At 73.2% G+C, this 23,299-nt stretch carries 20 protein-coding genes and 1 riboswitch; of the genes, 15 read left to right on the top strand and 5 right to left on the bottom strand.

Translation table 11 applies throughout. The features are described 5' to 3' along the window. Nucleotides 1-6: 6 nt before the first annotated feature. Nucleotides 7-1,494: an FGGY-family carbohydrate kinase gene (locus ACT3SP_RS00285; RefSeq protein ID WP_444585227.1), complete on the bottom strand. Its 1,488-nt coding sequence runs from the start codon at nucleotides 1,492-1,494 to the stop codon at nucleotides 7-9. A gap of 352 nt (nucleotides 1,495-1,846) precedes the next feature. Here ACT3SP_RS00285 and ACT3SP_RS00280 point away from each other — a divergent pair, with 352 nt between their 5' ends. From ACT3SP_RS00280 to ACT3SP_RS00235, 10 genes are all read left to right on the top strand, one after another. Beyond that, nucleotides 1,847-2,794, top strand: coding sequence for a sugar-binding transcriptional regulator (locus ACT3SP_RS00280; protein ID WP_444585226.1), 948 nt, complete (start codon nucleotides 1,847-1,849; stop codon nucleotides 2,792-2,794). A gap of 280 nt (nucleotides 2,795-3,074) precedes the next feature. After that, nucleotides 3,075-4,163: a zinc-binding dehydrogenase gene (locus ACT3SP_RS00275; protein ID WP_444585225.1), complete on the top strand. Its 1,089-nt coding sequence runs from the start codon at nucleotides 3,075-3,077 to the stop codon at nucleotides 4,161-4,163. Nucleotides 4,164-4,466: 303 nt separating this feature from the next. Continuing rightward, nucleotides 4,467-5,144, top strand: a complete 678-nt coding sequence (locus tag ACT3SP_RS00270; RefSeq protein WP_444585224.1) for a DUF2291 family protein — start codon at nucleotides 4,467-4,469, stop codon at nucleotides 5,142-5,144. Further along, nucleotides 5,141-6,697: a sugar ABC transporter ATP-binding protein gene (locus ACT3SP_RS00265; RefSeq protein ID WP_444585223.1), complete on the top strand. Its 1,557-nt coding sequence runs from the start codon at nucleotides 5,141-5,143 to the stop codon at nucleotides 6,695-6,697. The genes ACT3SP_RS00270 and ACT3SP_RS00265 overlap by 4 nt, the downstream gene beginning before the upstream one ends. Before the next feature lie 25 nt (nucleotides 6,698-6,722). Further along, nucleotides 6,723-7,949 (top strand): ABC transporter permease, encoded by a 1,227-nt coding sequence (locus ACT3SP_RS00260; RefSeq protein WP_444585222.1) that lies wholly within the window; start codon nucleotides 6,723-6,725, stop codon nucleotides 7,947-7,949. A 112-nt stretch (nucleotides 7,950-8,061) separates the two neighbouring features. After that, nucleotides 8,062-9,051 carry a D-ribose ABC transporter substrate-binding protein gene (locus ACT3SP_RS00255; protein ID WP_444585221.1) on the top strand — a complete coding sequence of 330 codons (990 nt, stop codon included), beginning with the start codon at nucleotides 8,062-8,064 and terminating at the stop codon, nucleotides 9,049-9,051. Nucleotides 9,052-9,290: 239 nt separating this feature from the next. Further along, a complete protein-coding gene (locus ACT3SP_RS00250; protein ID WP_444585220.1) occupies nucleotides 9,291-10,640 on the top strand; it encodes an MFS transporter in 1,350 nt (449 codons plus the stop codon). Between the two features lie 76 nt (nucleotides 10,641-10,716). Beyond that, nucleotides 10,717-11,502: an SDR family oxidoreductase gene (locus tag ACT3SP_RS00245; RefSeq protein WP_444585219.1), complete on the top strand. Its 786-nt coding sequence runs from the start codon at nucleotides 10,717-10,719 to the stop codon at nucleotides 11,500-11,502. Between the two features lie 34 nt (nucleotides 11,503-11,536). Beyond that, nucleotides 11,537-13,255 (top strand): dihydroxyacetone kinase family protein, encoded by a 1,719-nt coding sequence (locus tag ACT3SP_RS00240; protein WP_444585218.1) that lies wholly within the window; start codon nucleotides 11,537-11,539, stop codon nucleotides 13,253-13,255. Nucleotides 13,256-13,349: 94 nt separating this feature from the next. Next, nucleotides 13,350-13,820 carry a ribose-5-phosphate isomerase gene (locus tag ACT3SP_RS00235; protein WP_444585217.1) on the top strand — a complete coding sequence of 157 codons (471 nt, stop codon included), beginning with the start codon at nucleotides 13,350-13,352 and terminating at the stop codon, nucleotides 13,818-13,820. Nucleotides 13,821-13,845: 25 nt separating this feature from the next. Here the strand turns inward: ACT3SP_RS00235 and ACT3SP_RS00230 are convergent, their stop codons facing one another. The 4 genes from ACT3SP_RS00230 to ACT3SP_RS00215 form a co-directional block, all read right to left on the bottom strand. Continuing rightward, a complete protein-coding gene (locus tag ACT3SP_RS00230; protein WP_444585216.1) occupies nucleotides 13,846-15,312 on the bottom strand; it encodes an MFS transporter in 1,467 nt (488 codons plus the stop codon). A 247-nt stretch (nucleotides 15,313-15,559) separates the two neighbouring features. Then, nucleotides 15,560-16,051, bottom strand: a complete 492-nt coding sequence (locus tag ACT3SP_RS00225; RefSeq protein ID WP_444585215.1) for an NUDIX domain-containing protein — start codon at nucleotides 16,049-16,051, stop codon at nucleotides 15,560-15,562. A gap of 12 nt (nucleotides 16,052-16,063) precedes the next feature. Beyond that, nucleotides 16,064-17,956, bottom strand: coding sequence for a carboxyltransferase domain-containing protein (locus ACT3SP_RS00220; RefSeq protein ID WP_444585214.1), 1,893 nt, complete (start codon nucleotides 17,954-17,956; stop codon nucleotides 16,064-16,066). Further along, nucleotides 17,953-18,723, bottom strand: a complete 771-nt coding sequence (locus tag ACT3SP_RS00215) for a LamB/YcsF family protein (protein WP_444585213.1) — start codon at nucleotides 18,721-18,723, stop codon at nucleotides 17,953-17,955. Before ACT3SP_RS00215 ends, ACT3SP_RS00220 begins: the two co-directional genes overlap by 4 nt. 75 nt (nucleotides 18,724-18,798) lie before the next feature. On the opposite strand from ACT3SP_RS00215, the gene ACT3SP_RS00210 reads away from it, so the two are divergent. The 5 genes from ACT3SP_RS00210 to moeB all read left to right on the top strand — a co-directional run bounded on the left by ACT3SP_RS00210 (nucleotide 18,799) and on the right by moeB (nucleotide 23,297). Continuing rightward, nucleotides 18,799-19,707 carry a hypothetical protein gene (locus tag ACT3SP_RS00210; protein ID WP_444585212.1) on the top strand — a complete coding sequence of 303 codons (909 nt, stop codon included), beginning with the start codon at nucleotides 18,799-18,801 and terminating at the stop codon, nucleotides 19,705-19,707. 36 nt (nucleotides 19,708-19,743) lie between these two features. Further along, nucleotides 19,744-19,850: riboswitch (TPP riboswitch) on the top strand. Continuing rightward, nucleotides 19,845-21,035 carry a glycine oxidase ThiO gene (thiO, locus tag ACT3SP_RS00205; RefSeq protein ID WP_444585211.1) on the top strand — a complete coding sequence of 397 codons (1,191 nt, stop codon included), beginning with the start codon at nucleotides 19,845-19,847 and terminating at the stop codon, nucleotides 21,033-21,035. It overlaps the preceding riboswitch by 6 nt. Next, the gene (thiS, locus tag ACT3SP_RS00200; RefSeq protein WP_444585210.1) at nucleotides 21,032-21,280 is read left to right on the top strand and encodes a sulfur carrier protein ThiS; all 249 of its coding nucleotides are present in this window, start codon (nucleotides 21,032-21,034) and stop codon (nucleotides 21,278-21,280) included. The genes thiO and thiS overlap by 4 nt, the downstream gene beginning before the upstream one ends. 2 nt (nucleotides 21,281-21,282) lie before the next feature. Beyond that, nucleotides 21,283-22,149 carry a thiazole synthase gene (locus ACT3SP_RS00195; RefSeq protein ID WP_444585209.1) on the top strand — a complete coding sequence of 289 codons (867 nt, stop codon included), beginning with the start codon at nucleotides 21,283-21,285 and terminating at the stop codon, nucleotides 22,147-22,149. Then, entirely contained in the window at nucleotides 22,146-23,297 is a 1,152-nt protein-coding gene (gene moeB, locus ACT3SP_RS00190) for a molybdopterin-synthase adenylyltransferase MoeB (protein ID WP_444585208.1), read from the top strand. Before ACT3SP_RS00195 ends, moeB begins: the two co-directional genes overlap by 4 nt. The last annotated feature ends 2 nt before the right edge of the window (nucleotides 23,298-23,299 follow it).

Below are 23,299 nucleotides of genomic sequence, written 5' to 3'. Positions count from 1 at the left end.
GTCGGCTCAGCCTCGCTGCAGAGCGGCCAGGGCGTGGCTGATGTCGCGCGTGGCCGGGTAGAGCTCGCGGTACATCCGGTACATCTCGTCGTAGCGCTTCCCGGCCTCGGGGTCGGGTCGGCAGACGTGGTCGATCGTGTTCCACCGCGTGGTGTCGGTGCCGTGCGCGGCCTGCGCGGCGAGCATGGAGGTGCCGTAGGAGGCGCCGACCACCCGCTGCGGGAGCTGCTGCGGGAGCCCGGTGACGTCGGAGACGATCTGGGGCCACAGCGTGTTGCGGGCCCCGCCGCCCACGCCGATCATGCGCTCGATGCGCACGCCGGCCGCGCGCAGCTCCTCCACGTGGTGGCGGACCCCGTAGGCCGCGGCCTCGAGGGCGGCGCGGTAGAGGTCGCCGCGGGTGTGGGTCAGGGTCAGCCCGGCGATCACCCCGCGGGCCGAGGGATCGTGCATGGGGGAGCGCTCGCCGGCGAAGTAGGGGAGCATGAGCAGGCCGTTCGCGCCGACGCCGCTCGTGGAGGCCTCCTCGACCAGACCGTCGAAGTCGTCCTCACCGGTGAGATCGCGCAGCCAGGCCGTGATCGCCCCCGAGGCGGACATCCCGCCGGAGAGGGTGAAGGTCCCCGGGGACGTGCCGGAGGTGACCCAGAGGGCGCGGCTGGGAGCGGGGGCGTCGGTGATCGCGACCAGGAAGGTGGTCGTGCCGTACATGAGCATCACGTCACCCGGGGCGGTCGCGCCCACGCTGATCGCCTCCGCCCAGGCATCGATCGTGCCCGTGACCACGGGAGTCCCCTCGTCGAGGCCGGGGATGGTGCGTGCGGTCGATGCGGAGACGGTGCCCGCCACCTCGCCGGCCCAGTGCAGGGGCGGGAGGTCGAGCCCCGGGGCGATCTCGTCCGCCCACGGGCGGTACCACTCCAGCGCCGCGGTGTCGTAGAGCGGCGTCGTCATGCTCGCGCTGGCATGGTCGAGGACGTACTCGCCGGTGAGGCGGAAGGCGAGGTACGAGGACGGCATGAACAGGCGGGTGGCGCGGGAGTAGGCCTCGGGCTCGTTCTGCGCGACCCAGCGGATCTTCGGCCCCGCGGCCTGCGAGCTGAGCACGCAGCTGCCCCGGGCCAGGATCTCGTCCTCGCCGTACCGTTCGGTGAGCTCGGTGATCTGCTCCTCGGCGCGGGTGTCGACGCCGTAGAGGATCGCGGGACGCACCGGGGTGCCGGCGTCGTCGGTCAGCAGCACGCAGGGGCCCATGCCGGAGACGCCGACGGCGGTGACGTGCACGGACGATCCATCGATGAGCTCGCGGGCGATCCCGACGAACTCCGCCCACCACAGGCGCGCATCCATCTCGACGTGTCCCGGAGCGGGACGGTCCACGGCGTGCTCGCGGGTGGCGGTGCGCAGGATCGTCCCGTCGAGGGCGACCAGCACGCCCTTGGTGGACGAGGTGCCGACGTCGACGCCGAGCACCGCCTCCTCGCGATCAGTCATCGACCAGTCTCTCCTTCGTCCCGCCACGATGCGGCCACGACCGGTCATGGCCGGTGGGCCTCCGCCATTCTGCCATCGACGGCCGCCCCAGGGCCGACAGAGGCACCGCTCGGGACGATGGGCGAGGTGCCGAGAGCCCCGACGGGCGTGCGCGACCGACGAGGGCCGCCCGGAGGACGGTGCGGAGAGGGCTGCTCCTCGACCTCCGCCGGGGCTCGCGGTTGCACGGAGTCCGTCGTGGGTCTATAGGATCGTCACGCCGGAGGCGAGCAGATGTCCTCGCGCTCCCGGGCTGTGACGCAGAGGTCGACGTCCGGACGACGACGAAGGGGTGGACGTGCTCGAATCGCACATGGATCCGCAGCTCCTGCACCGCGCTGCCTCCGCGTACTACCTCGAGAACCTTCGACAGGCCGAGATCGCCGACCTGATGAACATCTCCCGCCCCACGGTCAGCAAGCTCCTCACCGAGGCGCGCCGCATCGGGATGGTGAGGTTCGAGGTGCTCGACGTCGTCGACCCGGACCTCACCGACCTCGAGGTGCGGCTGCGAGAGAGCCTGGGCATCGCCGGGGTCAGGATCGCCCCCGGGAACCAGGTGGAGCGGGGTCTGCGCGGCATCGGGGACCTGCTCGGGCAGGAGCTGCGCCGCCTGGACCTGCATCGTGGGGACGTGCTGCTGATCTCCTCGGGGAACACGACGTACGCGGTCAGTCGGATGTCCGGGATGCCCGAGCTGCGCGGGGTCGTCATCGCGCCGACCGTCGGCGGTCAGCAGGAGCCCGATGCGGCCTTCCAGACCAATGAGATCGTGCGGAACCTCGCTGACAGCACCGGGGGTGAGCCGCGGTTCATGTTCGCCCCCGCCCTGCCGAGCCCGAGTCTGTGGCGCTCCCTCCAGGCCGATCCCAGCTTCGTCCAGATCACCGATCTCTGGTCGCGGGCGCAGGTGCTGGTCAGCGGCATCGGGGCACCGTACTCGCGCCGCTCCTCGCTCACCTCCGTGGTTCCGCGCGACGATCCTGCGCTGCGCTCCGCGGTGGGTGACGTCTGCCTGCACTTCTTCGACGCCGAGGGGAACGAGGTGCTGTATCCGGGCTCGGACCTGCTGGTGCGGCCCTCCCGGGAGGTGCTCGCCCGCATCCCCACCACGATCGCGCTGGCCGTGGGGCGGGAGAAGGCGCCCTCGATCCGGTCCGGGGCGAGAGCCGGCCTGTTCACGACCCTCATCACGGACCTGCCCACGGCCGAGGCCGTGCTCGGTGACGTCGGCGCCGGGGGCACGGGCCGGCGCGGCTGACCCCCGGAGCGTGGATGCCCCGGCGGCGCGCCGCCGGTGCGTGCGCCACCGGTCCCGGCGCGGTGGCCGTCATCGCGCCCGCCGCCTCGCCGCTCGCGGCGTCCTGAACCGCCGGGAGGCATCGGGAGAACGAATGATCCCGCCGGAGAACATTTGTGCTTGACGAATGTGCACGATGGTGTCTACGCTCACAGCTGACGGGGCCGCGCCGCCACGACGGACCCCGATGCCAGCCCGCGCGACGTCTGCGTCGGCACCGGATCGAAGGAGATGTGTGGACATGAGCGATATCCCGAAGACCATGCAGGCCGTGGTCATGCACGCCCCCGAGGACTACCGCCTCGAGGAGAAGGACGTCCCCGCGCCCGCCGCGGACGAGCTGCTGATCAGGGTCGAGGCCGTCGGCGTCTGCGCGAGCGACCTCAAGGCCTACGCGGGGGCGGCCAAGTTCTGGGGCGACGAGAACCGCGACCGCTGGGTGGAGCCCGGCATCACGCCCGGCCACGAGATCACCGGCGAGGTCGTCTCCGGATCGGCCGAGGCCCTCGCCCACCACGGTGTCGACGTCGGCGACCGCATCGTCGTCGAGCAGATCGTCCCCTGCGAAGAGTGCCTGTACTGCCGCCGCGGCTTCTACTGGATGTGTGGCCCGCACGACATGTTCGGCTTCAAGCACTACGACGGCGGCATGGCCGAGTACATGATCGTCCCGTCGATCGCCCGCGCCCACCGGATCTCCAAGGAGATCCCCCCGCACCACGCGGCCTTCGCGGAGCCGCTGTCCTGCTCCCTGCATGCCGTCGAGCGCGCGCAGCTGACCTTCGACGACGTCGTCGTCGTGGCCGGCGCCGGTCCGATCGGCCTCGGTGCGATCATCGGCGCCTCGCACAAGAACCCCAAGCTCGTGATCGCGCTCGACTTCGACGAGGACAAGCTCGCGCTCGCCGAGAAGTGCGGTGCCGATCTGACGCTGAATCCCTCGAAGGTCGACGTCTACGAGGAGATCCGCGGTCTCACCGGCGGCTACGGGGCCGACGTCTACATCGAGTGCACCGGCCATCCGAGCGCCGTCGGCCAGGGCCTGAACCTGCTGCGCAAGCTCGGCCGCTACGTCGAGTACTCGGTGTTCAAGGAGAACGTGTCGGTCGACTGGTCGATCATCTCCGACGACAAGGAGCTCGACGTGCTCGGCGCCCACCTGGGGCCGCACTGCTGGCCGGCCGCCATCAAGATCATCGAGTCCGGTGTGCTGCCTCTCGACGAGATCTGCACCCACCAGTTCGGCCTCGGTGACGTCCAGAAGGCGCTCGACACCGTCGCCGACTCCGGCGGCGCCTCGGTGAAGGTGTCCATCGTCCCCGGTTCCTGACCGGCACCGCGTCCACCGCGGGCGGCCTCGAGGCCGAGGACCGACCGCGGCGGACGGACCACCGCCGTCCTCGGCGACGCCTCCGGGCCGCCGATCGACCACCTGCTCACCGACGAGCACCCCTCAGCGGGCCTCGAGCACGGCGCATCGACGCGTCGGCACCGCGGCGCATCGGCGCGTCGTGGGCGACCCGCACCCCTCGCCGACCCCTCGGGGCCGGCCCTCCCGCCGACACGGCTCCCGTCCGTCTCGGTCCCCGTCCGTCCCGGTCTCCGTCCCGGACATCCGACAGGAAGGCTCCGCATGAGCACCGCCACCGCCGCGGCCCCGCCGACCGCTCCCCGCCCGGCACCGAGGAAGAAGCATCTCGGCCGCTGGATCGGCGCGGCTCTCACCGTCCTCGCCCTGCTCGTCGTCGTGCTCGGCACGAAGGTCGTGCCCGACGACCAGGCACAGGAGATCGCCGCCGAGTCGGCGGCCTTCGACAAGGCCACCTTCGGGGAGGAGCAGTTCCCCGTCGTGCAGGAGGCGGTCACCGAACGTGCCGTCCCGGCGACCGAGCTCGCCGAGGCGATCGCCGCCGATCCCGATGCCGCTGCAGAGGAGCACGGCGTCGAGGCCGCGGGCAACACGGTCTACAGCACCGCCTTCACCGGCACCGTCGGCGAGGGCTCGGGCGGGATCTACGAGGTCGAGATCGAGGGGATGCCCGAGGACGTCACCGTGCGCATCCAGACCGGACCGGCGATCAACGGCACGGAGCTGCGGGACGCGACCGGTGAGTACGACTTCGGGCAGTTCACCAACCAGATCGAGTTCCAGGATGCCGGGGCCGCCCTCAACGAGGAGATGAAGGTCCAGGTGCTGGACCCGGTGGACCCGGACTCGCTCAGCGGCGAGGACGTGACGGTCACCGGCGCCTTCACCGCGATCAACCCGGAGGGGTGGCTCGTCACCCCCGTCTCCCTGGAGGTCCGGTGACCGCCGCGGACATCCGGCCCGCCGCCCCGGGCGGCGCCGCCGAGGACGACGTCGTGCTCCAGGCCCGGGACATCGTCAAGGACTACGGCGGCACGCGCGCGCTCGCAGGCGTGAACTTCGGGGTCCACCGAGGCAGGGTCACCACGCTGTTCGGTGAGAACGGCGCCGGGAAGTCGACCCTCATGAAGATCCTCTCGGGCGTCGAGCAGCCCACGTCGGGCCACCTCCTCCTGGACGGTGAGCCGGTGGCCTTCGCGACCACCAACGACGCCCGCGACCTCGGGATCACGATCATCCACCAGGAGCTCTCGCTCGCCCCGAACCTGTCGGTGCGCGACAACATCTTCCTCGGCCGCGAGATCACCCGGGGCGGGCGCGTCGACTTCGCCGAGGAGGGCCGCCGGACCGCGGCGCTGCTGCAGGAGATGAAGCTCGACGTCGACCCCTCCACACCGGTGGGGGACCTGCGCGTGGGCCAGCAGCAGATCGTCGAGATCGCTCGGGCGCTGTCCATCGATGCACGCATCCTCATCATGGACGAGCCGACCTCCGCCCTCGCGGCGCGCGAGGTCGAGACCCTCTTCGGGATCATCGACGACCTCACCGCGCGCGGCGTGTCCCTCGTCTACATCTCCCATCACCTCGAGGAGGCGCTGCAGGTCACCGACCACGCCGTGGTGCTGCGGGACGGCAGCGTGACCGCCCGCGGGGATCGCGACGAGATCGACCTCGACTGGATCGTGCGGCACATGGTCGGCGAGAACTTCGACCTGGGCTCCCCGCCGGAGGGTCAGGAGCTCGGCGAGTCCGTCCTGCAGATCCGTGACCTCGTCGTGCGGGACCGCGAGAATCCCGAGCGCTCCGTCGTCGACGGGCTGACCCTCGACGTGCGCGCCGGGGAGATCGTCTGCCTCTACGGGCTGATGGGCGCCGGACGCACCGAGACCCTCGAGGCCGTGTCCGGAGGCGGGGAGATCGCCGGCGGCAGCATCGTCTACCGCGGTCAGGAGCTGTCCGGGACGTCGCTCCGCGACCGCCTCGAGATGGGCATCGGCCTGGTCCCCGAGGACCGTCAGCGCGACGGGCTGGTCCAGACCATGTCCGTCGGCCAGAACCTCACCCTGTCGAGCATCCGCCGCTTCCTGCGACGCGGCTTCACCTCGAGGCGCGCCGAGACGGCGCTGGCCAGGGACCTGATCCGGGACGTCACCGTGAAGGCGCCCGGGCCGGAGGTCCCCATCGGCTCGCTCTCCGGCGGCAACCAGCAGAAGGTCGTGATCGGCAAGATCCTCGCGACCCACCCCGGGGTGATGCTCCTGGACGAGCCCAGCCGCGGGATCGACGTGGGGGCGAAGGCGGAGGTCTTCGGCCTGCTCGCGGAACGCGCTCGCGAGGGCCTCGCGGTCGTCTTCACCACCTCCGAGGTCGACGAGTGCTTCAGCATCGCCCACCGCATCGTCGTGCTGCGACGTGGCCGGATATCGGCCGAGTTCTCTCCCGACGCGGCGAAGGCCGACGTCATGGCCGCCTCCGGCGAAGCCGTCACCCCCTGATCCAGCCTCCAGAACGGAACGCACCATGACCACCACCGTCACCGGCGACGTCGCGAAGAAGCGGGACATCTCCAAGCTCCTCCTGGAGGGGCGTGCCTTCCTCGCGCTCGCACTGATCATCGTCGTCTTCTCGGCGCTGTCCCCGAACTTCCTGACCGTCAACAACCTTCTGATCATGGCCTCGCACGTGGCGATCTTCGCGCTGCTGTCCCTGGGGCAGCTGCTCGTGGTGCTCACGGGCGGGATCGATCTGTCCGTCGGCTCGACCCTCGGGTTCACGGCCGTCATCGGGGGCTTCCTGCTGCGCGGCGTGCCGCTGAGCATCTTCGGGGTGACGCTGTACCCGAACGTCGTCGCCTCGGTGGTGATCGCGGTCGCCCTCGGCGGGCTGATCGGGCTGATCAACGGCGTGCTCGTGGCCCGGTTCAAGGTCGCCCCCTTCGTCGCGACCCTGGGCATGCTCTACGTGGTCCGGGGCTTCGCGCTGCTGATGACCAACGGGCGCACGATCAACGACATCTCGGGCGACGAGGCCATGGGCAACACCGGCATCGAGTGGCTCGGGTTCAACCGCGTTCTCGGCATTCCCGCAGGCGTGCTGATCATGGCCGTCATCGCCCTCGCGATCGCCGTGGTCCTGGGCCGCACCACCTTCGGCCGCTGGCTGTACGCGACCGGCGGCAACGAGAGGGCGGCCCGTCTCTCGGGCGTGCCGGTGAAGAAGGTGACGATCTGGGTGTACGTCGTCGCGGGCCTCTGCTCCGCGGTGGCCGGTCTGATCCTCGCCTCGACCCTGACCAGCGCGAGCCCCACGGCCGGGAACACCTACGAGCTGACCGCGATCGCGGGGGTCGTGATCGGCGGTGCGGCGCTCTCCGGCGGGCGCGGCACCGTGCGCGGAACCCTGCTGGGCGCCTTCGTGATCGGCTTCCTCTCCGACGGCCTCGTGCTCGTGGGCGTCTCCGCCTACTGGCAGACGGTCTTCGTCGGCGCCGTCATCGTCGTGGCCGTGCTGCTGAACTCGCTGCAGTACGGGCGCCCCCGGCGGGCCGCCAAGGCCGGTGTCCGGGCGGGGGCCGCCGACGACGGCGGGGCGAGCGCGGCCGGTGGGGTCTCGACGGCCGCGACCGGGGCCGCTGCCGGCTCCGAGGACGAGCACGATCCCGCCCCCGGAGGCCTCGGGACGCGCACCGACTCCGAGCCCGCCCCCGGCCCCGACGCCGACCCGACCGCTCACGACCCCCGGCCGTGAGCCGAGGCCCCGTCCGTCTCGCCCGACAGCCGCAGGACCTCATCGACCGGCACTTCGACCAGCAGCTCCGATGCACCCCGGACGGGGAGCATCCCCTCGAAAGGAACACACCATGGAACGACGGCACTTCCTCTCCGCGCTCGGCATCGGCGCCGCAGCGGCAGGACTCTCCGCATGCGGCGGGGGCTCCGGCGGCACCGACGAGGCCGGCGACGACGGCGGCGGCACCGACGGCGGACTCATCACGATCATCGTCAACGACCCCTCGAACCCCTACTGGAAGACCGAGGGGGACGTCGCCGCGGCCAAGGCCGAGGAGCTCGGGTACACCACCACCGTCGGCGCCCACAAGGGCGACACCAACACCGAGAACACCCTCGTGGACACCGCGATCTCGAACCAGTCGGTCGCGCTGATCATGGACCCGGCCAATGCCGACGGGTCGATCGGCACCATCAAGAAGGCCATCCAGGCGGACATCCCGGTGTTCCTCATCAACGCGGAGATCAACGAGTCCGGCATCGTCAAGGCGCAGCTGGTCTCGAACAACGCCCAGGGCGCGGCCCTCGGCGCCCAGGAGTGGGTCGAGCGGATGGGGGAGGAGGGCACCTACGTCGAGCTGTTCGGGCTGCCCTCGGACAACAACGCGCAGACCCGCTCGAACGGCTTCACCACGACCATCAGCCAGTACCCGGATCTCGAGAAGGTGGGGGAGGAGGTCGCGGACTGGGATCGCACCATGGGCCACGACAAGGCGCAGTCGCTGCTGCAGGCGAACCCGGACATCGCCGGCCTGATCTCCGGGAACGACGAGATGGCGCTCGGCGCGATCGCGGCCTTCAAGGAGGCCGGGGCGCTCGACGGCATCGTGGTGGGTGGGTTCGACGGCTCCCCCGACGCGGTCGAGGCGATCAAGAACGGCGAGCTCGCCTACACGGTGCTGCAGCCGGTCGCCCAGTTCGCGGAGCTGGTCATCGAGATGGCCGACGACCTCCTCCGCAACGGCACCGAGCCGGAGGAGGAGAAGCAGGCGCTGGACTGCATCCTCATCACCGAGGACAACGTCGACAAGATGACCGCGCCGTTCACCTACACGGAGTGAGGTCGTCTTCCCGACGGCGTCCTGAGGGCCGACGACCGTGGGGTCGTCGGCCCTCGCGCCGTCCCCGGGGAGCCGATGCGACGTGACGGACGGCACGAACCGTGAACCCCAGAACATTTGTGCTTGACGATTGTTCTCCGTTCGTCCTAAGGTCACCCCGACCGCGCCCGACTCGACGAGCGTCCGGTCGTGCACGATGGTCGGCTCCCCGACCGCAGCCACACGAAGGAGTGTTCTGTATGACCTCGGCGTCGCAGACAGTCGAAGAAGCGGTCCCTCCCGCGGGCTCCGCCCAGGAGACCCGCTTCGACCGGATCGGCATCCCGCATGCCCTGCGCTGGGGGTTCCTCGGCGTCCTGATCTTCATGACCGGCAACGGCGTCGAGACGAACTTCGTCTCCCCGCACATGGCCAACGTCTTCGGCGGCGGCGACGAGATGATCAACCTCGCCGCCACGGCCATCACCCTCTACTCCCTGAGCGCCCTGGTCGGCTCCTACCTCGCCGGCGCCCTCTCGGACCTCTGGGGCCCGCGGAGGGTCATGCTGCTGGGCGTCGTCATCTGGGTGGTCTTCCAGGCCGCCTTCATCGGGGCGCTCGCGACCGAGTCGGCAGTGCTGATCTTCGCCGCCTACACGATCCGCGGCTTCGGCTTCCCGCTGTTCGCCTTCTCCTTCCTGGTGTGGGTCAACGCCGTGGTGCCCAAGGAGCGCAACGGCACGGCCGTGGGCTGGTTCTACGTCATGTTCACCGGTGGCATGCCCACCATCGGCTCCCTGGTGGCCATCGGCATGATCCCCGCCTTCGGCGGTGGTCCGCTCGGAGAGCGCTGGGCCATGGTCGCCTCCACCGCGATCGTGGTGGGCGGCTTCCTGATCGCCTGGCTCGGCGTGCGCGAGGAGCACGGCGGCCGACGCCTGGCGCCGGCCGGCGAGAGCTCCGCGCGGGTCATCTTCTCCGGTGTGGTGCTCTCCTGGCAGAACAAGCGCGTGCTGGCCGGCTTCCTCACCCGGCTGATCAACACCGCCCCGCAGTTCGGCATGTTCATCATCCTGCCCACCGTCATCGCCGACACCCTGGGCTGGGGCCAGTCCCGCTGGCTGCTGATGACCTCCGTCATCTTCGCCGGCAACATCCTGTTCAACGCCTTCTTCGGCGCACTCGGCGACCGCATCGGCTGGACCACCACGGTGCGCTGGTTCGGCATCGTCGGCTCCGCGATCGGCCTGCTGCTGTGGTGGTACGTGCCGCACTGGGTGCCGGCCGGCTCCGACTGGGGCTTCGTGGTCGCCGTCATCGCGGGCACGGTCTTCGGCATCCTGCTGGCCGGCTTCGTGCCGCTGGGCGCGATCATGCCCGCGCTCGCCCCCGACCACAAGGGCGCCGCCATGGCCATGTACACCACCGCCGCCGGCGGGGCGACCTTCCTCGGCTCCGCCGTGGTCGCCGTGGTCCGCCCCTGGGGTGGGGACGTCGGCGTGGTCTGGGCCTTCGTCGCCCTGTACCTCTGCGCGTTCCTCATGACCTTCGTGCTCAAGGTCGACCAGCCCCGCATCGGGAAGAAGGACATCCCGGCCGCCGAGGCCTGAGCGGATCGGCGGGGGCCGATCCGCCGGCCCCCGCCGCCCGCCGCGCATCACCCGCACACCACCAAGGAGTCCCGACATGGCACAGCCGATCTCGCCCCTCTTCGACCTCACCGGCCGCACCGCCCTCGTCACCGGCGGCGCGAAGGGCCTGGGCCTCGCGATGGCGACCGCCCTGGCCCAGCACGGCGCCCCGATCGTCCTCGCGGACATCGACGACGAGGCCGGTGAGAAGGCCGCCGCGCAGCTCGCCGCCGACACCGGGGTGGACGTCTCCTACCGCCACCTCGACGTCACCGACCAGGAGCTGGTGGAGACGGTCGTCGCCGAGATCGACGAGGAGGTCGGCGGGATCGAGATCCTGCTGAACAACGCCGGGCGCACCATCCACCACCCCCTCGAGGACGGCGACGGGGAGAAGTGGCGCGCGGTCATGTCGCTGAACCTCGACGGCGTCTACCACGTGCTCTCCGCCGTCGGGCGGAAGATGCTCGAGCGCGGACGCGGCTCGATCATCAACACCGGGTCCATGAGCGGGATCATCGCCAACGTCCCGCAGACGCAGGCCTCCTACAACGCCTCCAAGGCCGCCGTCCACAACCTCACCCGCTCCGCCGCCCTCGAATGGGCCGAGCGCGGGGTGCGCGTGAACGCGATCGCCCCCGGCTACATGCGCACCGAGCTGACCCGCGGGTTCTACGAGGAGGGTGGACCGCAGATCGATCAGTGGAACATGATGACCCCGATGAGTCGTCCGGGCGAGCCGCACGAGCTCGGCGGTGCCGCCGTCTACCTCGCCTCCGACGCCAGCACCTTCGTCACCGGGTCGATCCTCTCGATCGACGGCGGCTACACCGCCGCCTGACCGCCCCTCCGCCGACACCTGAGAAGAGAGTGCCGTGACCTATCTGTTCGACGATCCGAAGACCTTCCCCTCCGACGCCGTCGAGGGCCTGGTGGCAGCCCATCCCGAGGAGCTCCTGCGCGTGCACGGAGGTGTGGTGCGCAAGCGGGCCACGCCCGAGGGCCGGCCGGCCCTCGTCGTCGGCGGCGGCTCCGGGCACTACCCGGCCTTCGCCGGCTGGGTGGGCCCCGGCTTCGCCCACGGCGCCCCCTGCGGCAACATCTTCTCCTCGCCGTCCTCCGACCAGGTGTACTCGGTGGCCCGCAACGCGGAGCGCGGCGGCGGCGTGATCCTCGGCTTCGGCCACTACGCGGGCGACGTGCTCCACTTCGGCGTCGCCGCCGAGAAGCTGCGCGCCGAGGGCATCGACGTGCGGATCGTCGCCGTGAGCGACGACGTCGCCTCCGGGCGGACGGGCGAGCACCGCGACCGCCGCGGCATCGCCGGCGACCTGCCGGTGTTCAAGATCGCCGGCGCCGCGATCCAGGCCGGCGCCGACATCGACGAGGCGGAGCGCCTGGCGTGGAAGGCGAACGACGCCACCCGCTCCCTCGGCGTGGCCTTCGACGGCTGCGAGCTCCCCGGGGCCGACGACGCCCTCTTCCACGTCCCCGACGGGAGGATGGCGATCGGCCTGGGCATCCACGGCGAGCCCGGGATCGACGAGGTCGACATGCCGAGCGCCTCCGAGCTCGCGAAGGTCCTGGTCGACGGAGTGCTGAAGGAGACCCCCGAGCTGGACTCGGACCGGGTCGCGGTGATCCTCAACGGCCTGGGCACCGTGAAGTACGAGGAGATGTTCGTGGTGTGGAAGCACGCCGCGCAGCTGCTCGAGGAGGCGGGCCTGACCGTCGTGCGCCCCGAGGTCGGCGAGCACGTGACCAGCCTCGACATGGCCGGCCTCTCGCTCACCGTGATGCGGCTGGACGAGGAGCTCGAACAGCTGTGGCTGGCCCCGGCCGACACCCCCGCCTTCCGCCGCGGCGGCACCGTGGCCGGTGACCTCGGCGACGAGCGCGGCGAGATCTACACCCCCGGCGAGGACCCGATCCCCGAGGCGAGCGAGGAGTCCCGCGGCTCCGCCCAGCGCATCGGCGGCCTCCTCGGCGACGTCGCGGCGCTGCTGGTGGAGCTCGAGCCCGAGCTGGGACGGATGGATCAGGTCGCCGGCGACGGCGACCACGGCCAGGGCATGGTGCTCGGCTCCCGTGCCGCCGACGAGGCCGCCCACCGCGCCGTCGAGGCCGGCAGCGGCGCCCGCACCGTGCTCGTCCAGGCCGGCGCCGCGTGGTCCGCCGAGGCCGGCGGCACCTCCGGGGCGCTCTGGGGAGCGGCGCTGACCAGCATGGGCAGCGCCTTCTCCGACGACTCCGCGGTGAGCGCCGATCAGCTCCTCACCGGTCTGGTCCAGGCGGTCGAGGCCGTCGAGCGGCTGGGGCGTGCGAAGCCCGGTGACAAGACGATGGTCGACGCCGCCGTGCCCTTCCGCGAGGCGATCGCCCTCGCCCAGGCCTCCGGCGGCGAGGAGCCGCTGGGCCGCGTGATCACCACGGCCGCGGCCCGCGCCACCGAGGCGGCCGAGGCCACCTCCGAGATCGCCGCCAGCATGGGCCGTGCCCGCAACCACGGCGACAAGTCCGTGGGCACCCCGGACCCGGGCGCGATCTCCTTCGCGAAGATCGTCACCCTGCTCGGCGAGGCCTTCGCCGACTGAGGCACCCGCGGGGCCGGGCACGTCCGCTCTCCCGCCCCACCGACCACTGCGCCGCTCTCGCCGCGCGACCCCCACGACACGAAGGAGGCCCCCCATGGGCTGGAAGATCGTCACCGGATCCGACAACGCCGGCTACGGCCACAAGAGCGCGCTGAAGGAGCTGCTCGAGAGCGACCCGCGGGTCGACGCGGTCCTCGACGTCGGCGTGACCGGCCGCGAGGACGGCACCTACTACCCGAACGTCGCGGTCGAGGCCGCCGAGCGGATCGCGGCGGGCGAGGCGGACCGCGCGCTGCTGATCTGCGGCACCGGCCTGGGCGTCGCGATCGCGGCCAACAAGGTCCCCGGCGTCCGCGCCGTGACCGCCCACGACCTGTACTCCGTGCAGCGCTCGGTGCTCTCCAACAACGCGCAGGTGCTGTGCATGGGAGAGCGGGTCGTCGGGCTCGAGCTCGCGCAGGAGCTGGTCAAGGTGTGGCTGGACCTCGAGTTCGACCCCGCCTCCTCCTCCGCGGCCAAGGTCGACGCGATCTGCGCCTACGACGGCTCGCTCGAGCAGGCCTGACCGCCGCGCGACGGCACGGCCGGGGCTATTCCGCGAGGGCCTTCCCCCGCTGCTCGGGCAGGGTGAACGCGGCCGCGGCCGCGAGGGCGAAGGACAGGGCGAACACGCCGAAGGCCAGCCACTGGCCGCCGGCCACCACGAGCGCCGGCACCAGGAACGGAGCGATGATCGAGGCGAGGCGGCCGAAGGCGGCGGCCGCACCGGTGCCCGTGCCGCGCACCGCGGTGGGGTACAGCTCCGGGCCGATCGCGTACAGGGCGCCCCAGGCACCGAGGTTGAAGAAGCTCAGGAGGCAGCCCGCGGCGAGGATCGTCGCCTCGGAGTCCGCCATGCCGAAGCCCACGGCGGAGAGTGCGGAGCCCGCGAGGAAGACCGTCAGCGTCCAGCGCCGCCCGAGCACCTCGATCAGCCACGCCGCGGCGGCGTAGCCGGGGATCTGGGCGAGCGTGATGATGAGCGTGAAGGTGAAGGAGCGGGTGAGGTCGAATCCGCGGTCCACCAGCAGCGTCGGGATCCAGATGAAGGCGCCGTAGTAGGACAGGTTGATGCAGAACCACACCGCCCAGAGCCCGGCGGTGCGGGTCCGCAGGGCTGAGGACCAGATCCCGCCGGTGGCCTCGACCTCGTCCGCCACGGGGATCGCGCCCACCTCGTCGGCCGCGACGCGGGACGTGGCGACCGGCGCGTCGGACGGCGCGGACGCGTCGGAGGCGCCGGCCCCGCTCGTGACCGGCTCGGAGCCGGCACGGGAGTCGTCCGCCGGGGCGTCGATCCCGGCGGAGGCCTCGAGCTCGCGCACCACGCGCTCGGCCTCCTCGGTGCGTCCCTTCTTCTCCAGGAACCGCACCGACTCCGGCATCCCGAGCCGGATCACCAGCGAGTAGGCCGCGGGGACCAGGCCGATCGCGAGCGCCCAGCGCCACCCGGTCGGCCCCGAGGCGGCCACGAAGGTGCCGATCACGGCGGCGAGGATCCAGCCCAGCGCCCAGAACGCCTCGAGCCACACGACCACTCGGCCGCGGATGCGGGCCGGGGCGAACTCGCTCATGAGGGTCGAGGCGACCGGGAGCTCGGCACCGAGCCCGAGGCCGACGACGAAGCGCAGGACGATCAGCGCGCCCACGCCCATCGCGAGTGCGGAGGCGCCGGTGGCCAGGCCGTAGACCAGCAGCGTGAGGGCGAAGACCGAGCGGCGGCCGATGCGGTCGGCGAGCAGGCCTCCCACGCTCGCCCCGATCGCCATCCCGGCGAAGCCGGCCGAGGCGATGAGCGAGCCGTCGCCCTTGCTCAGCTCCCAGTGCACGCTCAGCGCGGCGATCACGAAGGAGATCAGGCCCACGTCCATCGCGTCGAGCGCCCAGCCGATGCCGGAAGCGCCCAGCAGCTTGCCGTGCTTGCGGGTGAAGGGCAGACGGTCCAGTCGCTGCGACCTGGTCAGCGGGCCGTCGGCCGTGTGGGCCGACGCCGCGGTGGGTGTGGGGTGCATTCTCATCTCCGGGAGGGGAAGGGAACGGGGGCGGACGTGGGGACGGGGGCGGACGTGGGGACGGGTGGGCACATCATGTCGCACGGGACGCGCGGGGCCCGAGGCGTGGATCACACTGCTCCGGGTGGGCGCCGGGGCGACGACACTCCCACTCCCGGTCAGTATGAGAAAAAGTCGGAGGTCTCAGAAGTGTTGCAGTCGTCGGAACCCCGCAGCCCTCGGAGGGCGTCAGCTGCCCGCGACCCGGTGCGGATCAGCGGGGAGGGTGGCAGAACAGGTCCACCTCGGCCTCACCCCGCAGCACGGCGAGGGCGCGGCGCGCCCGCGAGGCACCCCAGGGAGAGAGGAGCTCGGCGTCCGACTCCTCGATCAGCGCCCAGTCGTCGAGCTCCTCGACCTGCGCCACCACCGATCCCTCGAGCTGGGCCCGCGGGATCATGCCGGCGTCGAAGACGAAGTGCACGCCCATCGGCGCGCTGCGCACCGCGCTCGAGGGCAACCAGTCGACCGCCAGCAGGCGCCCCACCTCGACGTCCAGGCCGAGCTCCTCCTGCACCTCCCGCTGAGCGCAGGCACGGGCATCCTCCCCGGCGTCCACTCCGCCGCCGGGCAGCAGCCAGTGGGGCCGGTAGTTCGGCTTCTCGATGACGAAGCGGCCGTCCTCGTCGCGCAGGATCACGGCACCGGAGGTGATCGCCTTGGGGAGCGAGGCGAAGTAGGCGGGGTCCGGGAGCAGTCGCGGCATGACCCCATCGTGTCACCCCTCCGCGAGGAAGCGCAGGGCCGTTCCGGGCCGTGCCTGGGCCAGCAGGTCCGTCCCCGCCCGCGTGAGCACGGCGATCACCGGGTAGCCGCCGGTGGTGGGATGGTCCGGTCCGAAGACGACGGGCAGCCCCGAGGGCGGGACCTGGATCGCGCCCGGCACCATCGGCTCGCTCGGCAGCGAGCCGGTCTCCGCGGGCACCGGCAGCGCCTGCCCCTCCAGGCGCACCCCGACGCGGTCCGAGTCCGACCGCACGGTCCAGGTCGTGGCCAGCAGCGCATCCACCGCCTCGGTGCCGAGCAGCTCCTCGCGCGGGCCCAGGATCACCGGGAGCTCGAGAGCGGGCGCCGACCCTGCCGGCCCCGCCGTCGCTGCCGGCCCTGCCGTCGGTGCCGTCGGGGGGACGGGCACGCCCGCGTCCGAGTCGCCCGGGGAGTCGGCGGGCGCGACGGCGGCGGGGACGGCGTCCAGCCCGTCGCTCGGGCCGGCCAGCAGCACGTCCCCGGTCCGGAGCGGCGCGGGCCCGAGCGCGGCCAGGGTGTCGCGGGACAGGGCGCCGAGCACGGGCCCGCCCTGGTGCCCGTCCGACGGCCCGACGTCGGCGGGTGCGGAGCCGGTCCCGGCGCCGGGACCGGGGACTCGGGCGTCCGGCGCCGGTCCCGTCCCGTCGGCCGCTCGCACCCCGCGGATCCCGCCGCGGATCGCGAGCACCAGGTGCAGGCCCTGCGTCGCCGGTCCCGCGTCGAGGAGATCCCCGGCATCGAGGGCGATCGGCCGCTCCCGGGCCTCGGCGGCATCGAGCTCGAGGTCACGACCGTCCTCGTCGTGGCGGTGCACGACCAGCGGGGCCCGGGCACCGGAGACCGCGACCACCGTCGGCGCCATGGCGCGCAGCCGCAGCGGCCCGATCGCCGTCTCCAGCACCGCGGAGCGCGCGGGATTGCCGACGGCGAGGTTCGCACGCAGCATCGCGCCGCGGTCGAAGGCGCCGGAGCGGCTCACGCCGATGGCGGCGCGGCCGGGACGGCCGTCGTCCTCCACCACGGACCGGGGCCCGGGCGAGAGCACCTCGAGCACCGGGCTGCCGGGCACGGGCTGCGCGGACCGGGGCCGACGGCGCCCCAGACGACCGGGCACGGCGGCGGCGCCGCGGGCGGCGCGGGAGAGCGCGGTGGTGGGTGCGGCGGCCCGTGCCGTCGGCCGCTGCGGGGCGAAGCGCACCCGGGTGCCGGGGGCGAGCAGGGCCGGGGCCTCCCGGTCCACGTCGAACAGCACGGCGTCGCTGCGGCCGATGAGCTGCCAGCCGCCGGGGGACGGGCGAGGGTAGATGCCGCAGTACCGGGAGGCGAGGCCGACGGCGCCGGCCGGCACGGCGGTGCGCGGCTCGCCGCGGCGGGGCACGTCCCAGGGCGGGCCGACGGGGGCCGCGGAGTCCTCGGCGAGCAGATACGCGAAGCCGGGGGCGAAGCCGCCGAAGGCCGCCGTCCAGCGCGCCGCGGAATGGGCGTCGATCAGCGCGTCCGTCCCCATCCCGAGCAGAGCGGCGACCACGTCCAGGTCCTCGCCGTCGTAGACCACGTCGACGGTGACCTCCTCGCCCGGAGAGTCCTGCCGGTCCGGGACGGGCAGCTCGCGCAGCAGCGCGGTGAAGTCCTGCAGGTCCTGCGGGGCGGTGCCGGCGAGCAGCAGGGTGCGCTCGGCCGGGACCAGGTCCACCAGGTGCTCCGGGGACAGGGCCTGCACCGCGGCCGCGACGGCGAGCACCGCGGCGGTGTCCGGGTACTCGGCCAGCAGCGCGGTCTCGCCGGCGCGATGCACGGCCAGCGGGGGGTCGAGGGTGTCGGGGATCGTGCTCGTCGGCCGCGCGACCTCGCCGTTCCCGCTCACAGCGCCGCCTCGAGCCGCACGCCCGCCGACTCCAGGCCGGCGCGCACCGCCCGGGCGAGCTCCACCGCGCCGGGGGTGTCGCCGTGCAGGCAGAGGGAGCGGACCGGCAGCTCGACCCGGCTCCCGTCGGCCGCGCGCACCCGCTGCTCGGTGGCGATCGACAGGGCCTGCTCGGCGACCGCCGCGGGATCGGTGAGCACGGCGCCGGGCAGAGCGCGCGGCGTCAGGGTGCCGTCGGGGAGATAGGCGCGATCCGCGAACCCTTCGAGCACCACCTCGATCCCGGCCCTCCGCGCGACGTCGACCACGACGGCGCCGGGCGCGGCGACCAGCGGCAGCTCGCCGCCGAGCTCCTGCAGCGCCTGCACCACGGCGGCCGCCTGGGCCTCGTGATGGGCCAGGGCGTTGTAGAGGGCGCCGTGCGGCTTCACCCCGCGCACCTGCGCCCGCTCGGCCCCGGCCATCGCCTGCAGCGCCCCCACCTGCACGATCAGCAGATCGGTGAGGTCGGCGGGAGAGACGTCGAGGAAGCGCCGGCCGAAGCCGCCCAGATCCGGATAGGCGACGTGCGCGGTGATCGCGACGTCCCGGGCGCGGGCCGCACGGGTCGCCGCCCGCATGGTCCCCGGGTCCCCGGCGTGCCCGCCGCAGGCGATGTTCGCGGTGGTGACCACGTCGAGCATCGCGGCGTCGTCCCCCATCGACCAGGCGCCGTAGCCCTCCCCGAGGTCGGCGTTGAGGTCGAGCGGCGTGAGCTGGGCGGTCATCGGGGATCCTCTCCTTCACGCGGGGCGGCGGGGCATGTCCATTGTCGGCCCTCCGGAGGCCGATAGTGTCGAATCATGAGCCAGAACCCCGCCGACCGGCCCGTCGGCGCCACCCAGGATCCGTCCCCCACCACGCCGGGGGCGGTCCCCGACCTCCCGGCGGGTCTGGGATCGAGCGATCCTGCGGCCCCGATCCGCTTCTCCTCGTCGGACGTCTCCGCGGCGGCCGAGGTGCTGCAGCGGTCCGAGCAGGGCGACGCGGAGCTGCTGCTCGCCCTCACCGACGAGCAGCTCGCCGCGCTCGACGGCTACGAGCGGCGCCAGTTCACGGCGACGCCCTGGCTCGACGAGCACCCCGACCGGCGGAGCTTCGCGGCCGGGGTCGGGCTGCGGGCGCTCATCGCCGCCGGTCAGGTCCGCGAGACCGTCGACCCGGAGAGCGGACGGGCGCAGTGGCGAGCGGACCCCGAGCTCGCCGGCTGCCTGGTGCTGCGGCGCACCGCGACCCTCTTCCTCACCGCCGAGCGCACCGTGCAGACCGCCCAGGGCCCCCAGGTGCAGCGCCTGCACCACTGTGTGCACGACGACGGGGTGCTCGAGGAGGAGGTGACACCCCTCGGCATCCACCGCTTCACCCCGCTGCGGCGGGAGCAGGCCGTCGCCCGGCTGGTGCACCTGCTGGACCCCGAGGGCACGACCACCCGGTCGGGCGAGCCGCTGCGGGTGCGTTCCTCCGCTCTCGCGAGCAGCGCGATCGCCCAGCAGCTCGCCCTGACCCGCGCGCTCACCGTGCTGACCGTGGTCCGCACGGCCGACGGGACGGTGCAGCAGGCCAGCGTGTACGCGACACCGGAGGGGGTGCTGACGATGGAGGCCCTCGATCCCGGCGCGGACGACCCGCAGCTGGAGTTCCGCGCCGTGGACGCCGAGGACCTGCGCGCCCTCGCCACCGTCCTGATCACCGGCGGGGGAGCGCCCGGGTGACCTCTCTGCGCGGGAGGCGTTCGACGGCATAGACTCGAGACCTTCCGTGGGAGCCCGGGGTGCCGGGCTGAGAGGGCGCGCAGCGCCGACCACCAGCACTGGATGCGGATCATGCCGTCGTCAGGAGGAGAGCGCTCATGCAGCACGTCGTCGTCATCGGAGCGGGCATCGTGGGCCTGCTCACCGCGTACGAGCTGCGCCGCCGCGGGCACCGGGTGGAGCTGCGCTCGCAGGGGATCGCCGAGGGGGCGAGCTTCGCCGCCGCCGGGATGCTCGCCCCCGCCGCCGAGATCCAGCACGGCCAGGGGCCGCTGTGGGACATCATGCGCGCGGCCGGGGAGCTGCACCGCGAGCTCGCCGCGGAGCTCCCCGGCGCCGGGTACCGCGACGCCTCCACCCTCGTCGTCGGCCGGGACGCCGCGGATCTCGCGGACCTGCGCGCCCTGGGCGCCGTCCAGCGCGCGACCGGGGCCGAGGTGCGGGAGCTCACGGGCGCCGCGCTGCACCGCGAGGAGGGGGCGCTGCTGCGCGGGCTCGCCGGCGGCGTGCTCCTCGAGCGCGATCACCAGGTCGACCCGCGACGGCTCGCGGCGAGCGTCCTCGACGCCCTCGGGGCGACGGGGCCCTCGGACCCCGCGCCGCGCTCGGCCCGCTCCGTGCCCGGAGCCGGACCGCCCGTCGAGATCCGGCGGGGCGCGGTCACCGACTGCGCGGGGATCGAGGCCGACGCCGTGGTCCTCGCCGCCGGGCTCGGCGTCCCGGCGATCGACGGACCCCATCGCGCGCTCGACCTCTCCCTGCGCCCCGTCCACGGCGACATCCTGCGCCTGCGGGTCCCGCAGTCGCTGCTCCTGCCGGGGGAGGAGAACCTCGTCGGACGCACCGTGCGCGCCCTCGTGCGGGGCCGTCCCGTCTATCTCGTCCCCCGCGACGACCGCACCCTCGTGCTCGGCGCCACCAGCCGCGAGGACGACCTCGCGGGCACCTCCGCCGGCGGGGTGCTGCAGCTGCTCCAGGACGCCGCGGAGATCCTGCCCGCCGTGCGCGAGACCGAGCTGCTCGAGGTCACCACCCGCGACCGCCCCGGCACGCCCGACGACCTCCCGCTGCTCGGCCCGGTCCCCGGAGCCGAGCACGTGATCGTCTCCACCGGCTACCACCGCCACGGGATCCTGCTGGCCGCCTGGGCCGCGCAGCGCACCGCCGATCTGATCGACGCAGTCCCCCCGGACTCCCGCACGGCCGAGCACCTGCACGCCGTGCGCCCCGACCGCTTCACCCCCGGCGCCGCTCCGACCGGCGCCCCTGTCTTCGAGGAGGCCCGATGACCAGCACCCTTGCTCTCACCGTCAACGCCGAGGAGCGCGCGGTCCCCGCCGCGTGGACCGTGCGCGATCTCGTCGCCGATCAGGTCGGCCAGGAGGTCGGCGAGGACGGTCGCGCCGCCGACGGCGGATCGCTCGGCGTCGCCGTCGCCGTCGACGACGCCGTCGTCCCCCGCAGCCGCTGGGCCGCCACCGCTCTCACCGACGGTGCGCGCTGCGAGATCGTCACCGCCGTCCAGGGAGGCTGAGCATGACCACCACCGATCGCGCTCCCGCGGCTCCCTCTCCTGGGGCTCCCTCTCCTGCGGGCGACCCGCTGGTCGTCGCCGGCCGGGCCTTCGCCTCCCGGCTGATCATGGGAACGGGCGGAGCCCGGGACCTCGCCGCCCTCGAGCGGGCCCTGATCGCCTCCGGCACCGCTCTGACCACGGTCGCCATGCGCCGCTACTCGACGCAGACCCGCGGCTCGGTGTTCGAGCTGGTGCGCCGTCTGGGCATCGACGTGCTCCCGAACACCGCCGGCTGCTACAGCGTGCGTGACGCGGTGCTGACCGCCGAGCTCGCCCGCGAGGCGCTCGAGACCGACTGGGTCAAGCTCGAGGTCATCGCCGACGAGGAGACCCTCCTTCCCGACGGGGTGGAACTGCTCGAGGCCACCGAGGAGCTCGTGCGGCGCGGCTTCACCGTGCTCCCGTACACGAGCGACGACCCCGCGCTCGCCCGCCGGCTCGAGGACGCCGGCGCCGCCGCGGTGATGCCGCTCGGCAGCCCCATCGGCACCGGACTGGGGATCCTCAACCCCCACAACATCGAGATGATCTGCGAGCGGGCCGGGGTGCCCGTCGTCCTCGACGCCGGGGTCGGAACCGCCTCCGACGCCGCGCTCGCCATGGAGCTGGGCTGCTCCGCCGTGCTCGTGGCCAGCGCCGTCACCCGTGCCCGCGAGCCCGAGGACATGGCCCGCGCCATGGACCTGGCCGTGCGCGCCGGGCGCGCGGCCGCGGGGGCCGGTCGCATCCCGCGCCGCCGCCTCGCCCTGGCCTCCTCGGCCCCCGACGGGCTCATCGACCCCGTCGAGCGCGGAGAGAGCGGCGGACGGGAGGCCGAGTCGTGGTGACCCACCCCCCGCTGGTCGAGCCCGGGCCGGAGCTGCGCCCCGACCAGATCGACCGCTACCGCCGCCAGATCACCCTCGCCGCGATCGGCACCCTCGGCCAACGGCGCCTGCGCGCCGCCCGCGTCCTCGTGGTCGGCGCCGGCGGCCTGGGCACCCCCGCGCTGCAGTACCTCGCCGGCGCCGGCATCGGCACCCTCGCCGTCGTGGACGACGACGTCGTGGACCTCTCCAACCTCCACCGCCAGGTCATCCACGGCACCGAGGGTCTCGGCACCCCCAAGGTCGACTCCGCCGCCGACGCGGTGCGCCGGATCAATCCGGAGGTCTCGGTCGAGACCCATCGGACGCGCCTGGACGCGGAGAACGTCGTCGAGCTCGTGCGCGGCCACGACGTGGTGCTGGACGGCTCCGACAACTTCGCCACCCGCTACCTCGTGGCCGATGCCAGCGAGATCACGGGCGTGCCCGTGGTCTGGGGTGCGGTCCTGCGCCACCACGGTCAGGTCAGCGTGTTCTGGCCCGGTCGCAGCGCCCACTACCGCGACGTGTTCCCGGAGCCGCCGGCACCGGGCGAGGCGCCCTCGTGCGCCGAAGCCGGGGTGATCGGCACCCTGCCCGGGATGATCGGCACGGTCATGGCCTCCCAGGTGGTCCAGCTGGTCACCGGGACGGGCCGGCCGCTGGTGGGCACGCTCATGCTCTGGGACGAGGCGACCAGCTCCACCCGCTCACTGCGCATCGCGCGGGATCCGGACCGGGCCCCGGCCACGCGCGTCGAGGTGCCCGCCGCCGCGGACCCGTCCTGCCGGAGCGGCGGTCCGACGCAGGAGGAGACCCTCGACGTCCCGGCGCTGCGCCGGCTGCTGGACGGCGGCGTGACCCTCGTGGACGTGCGCGAGCCGTGGGAGACCGCCGCGGGCACGATCGACGGTGCGCACCCGATCCCGCTCGGGGAGGTCCTGGACCGCGGCGCGGAGGCGCTGCCCGGCGGCGTCGGCGGGGGCGAGGTGGTGCTGTTCTGCCAGGGCGGGGTGCGCTCCGCCCAGGCCCTGGAGAGGCTGCGACCGGCCTGGAGCGGGCGCGAAGGGCACCTGCGTCATCTCCAGGGCGGCTATGCGGCCTGGTCGGCGGACTCCTCGCAGCCCTGAGC

Origin of the sequence: Brachybacterium sp. AOP43-C2-M15 (assembly GCF_052446295.1) — a bacterium.
Classification (GTDB): Bacteria; Actinomycetota; Actinomycetes; order Actinomycetales; family Dermabacteraceae; genus Brachybacterium.
The sequence above is the reverse complement of the archived record's forward strand: the minus strand, read 5'-3'. Positions and strand labels throughout refer to the sequence as shown.

Excerpts from the sequence above, each read along its gene's own strand:
- ACT3SP_RS00285 (WP_444585227.1), bottom strand. The coding sequence starts at position 1,494 with ATGACTGATCGCGAGGAGGCGGTGCTCGGCGTCGACGTCGGCACCTCG.
- ACT3SP_RS00280 (WP_444585226.1), top strand. The coding sequence starts at position 1,847 with ATGGATCCGCAGCTCCTGCACCGCGCTGCCTCCGCGTACTACCTCGAG.
- ACT3SP_RS00275 (WP_444585225.1), top strand. The coding sequence starts at position 3,075 with ATGAGCGATATCCCGAAGACCATGCAGGCCGTGGTCATGCACGCCCCC.
- ACT3SP_RS00270 (WP_444585224.1), top strand. The coding sequence starts at position 4,467 with ATGAGCACCGCCACCGCCGCGGCCCCGCCGACCGCTCCCCGCCCGGCA.
- ACT3SP_RS00260 (WP_444585222.1), top strand. The coding sequence starts at position 6,723 with ATGACCACCACCGTCACCGGCGACGTCGCGAAGAAGCGGGACATCTCC.
- ACT3SP_RS00255 (WP_444585221.1), top strand. The coding sequence starts at position 8,062 with ATGGAACGACGGCACTTCCTCTCCGCGCTCGGCATCGGCGCCGCAGCG.
- ACT3SP_RS00250 (WP_444585220.1), top strand. The coding sequence starts at position 9,291 with ATGACCTCGGCGTCGCAGACAGTCGAAGAAGCGGTCCCTCCCGCGGGC.
- ACT3SP_RS00245 (WP_444585219.1), top strand. The coding sequence starts at position 10,717 with ATGGCACAGCCGATCTCGCCCCTCTTCGACCTCACCGGCCGCACCGCC.
- ACT3SP_RS00235 (WP_444585217.1), top strand. The coding sequence starts at position 13,350 with ATGGGCTGGAAGATCGTCACCGGATCCGACAACGCCGGCTACGGCCAC.
- ACT3SP_RS00230 (WP_444585216.1), bottom strand. The coding sequence starts at position 15,312 with ATGAGAATGCACCCCACACCCACCGCGGCGTCGGCCCACACGGCCGAC.
- ACT3SP_RS00225 (WP_444585215.1), bottom strand. The coding sequence starts at position 16,051 with ATGCCGCGACTGCTCCCGGACCCCGCCTACTTCGCCTCGCTCCCCAAG.
- ACT3SP_RS00215 (WP_444585213.1), bottom strand. The coding sequence starts at position 18,723 with ATGACCGCCCAGCTCACGCCGCTCGACCTCAACGCCGACCTCGGGGAG.
- ACT3SP_RS00210 (WP_444585212.1), top strand. The coding sequence starts at position 18,799 with ATGAGCCAGAACCCCGCCGACCGGCCCGTCGGCGCCACCCAGGATCCG.
- thiO (WP_444585211.1), top strand. The coding sequence starts at position 19,845 with ATGCAGCACGTCGTCGTCATCGGAGCGGGCATCGTGGGCCTGCTCACC.
- thiS (WP_444585210.1), top strand. The coding sequence starts at position 21,032 with ATGACCAGCACCCTTGCTCTCACCGTCAACGCCGAGGAGCGCGCGGTC.
- ACT3SP_RS00195 (WP_444585209.1), top strand. The coding sequence starts at position 21,283 with ATGACCACCACCGATCGCGCTCCCGCGGCTCCCTCTCCTGGGGCTCCC.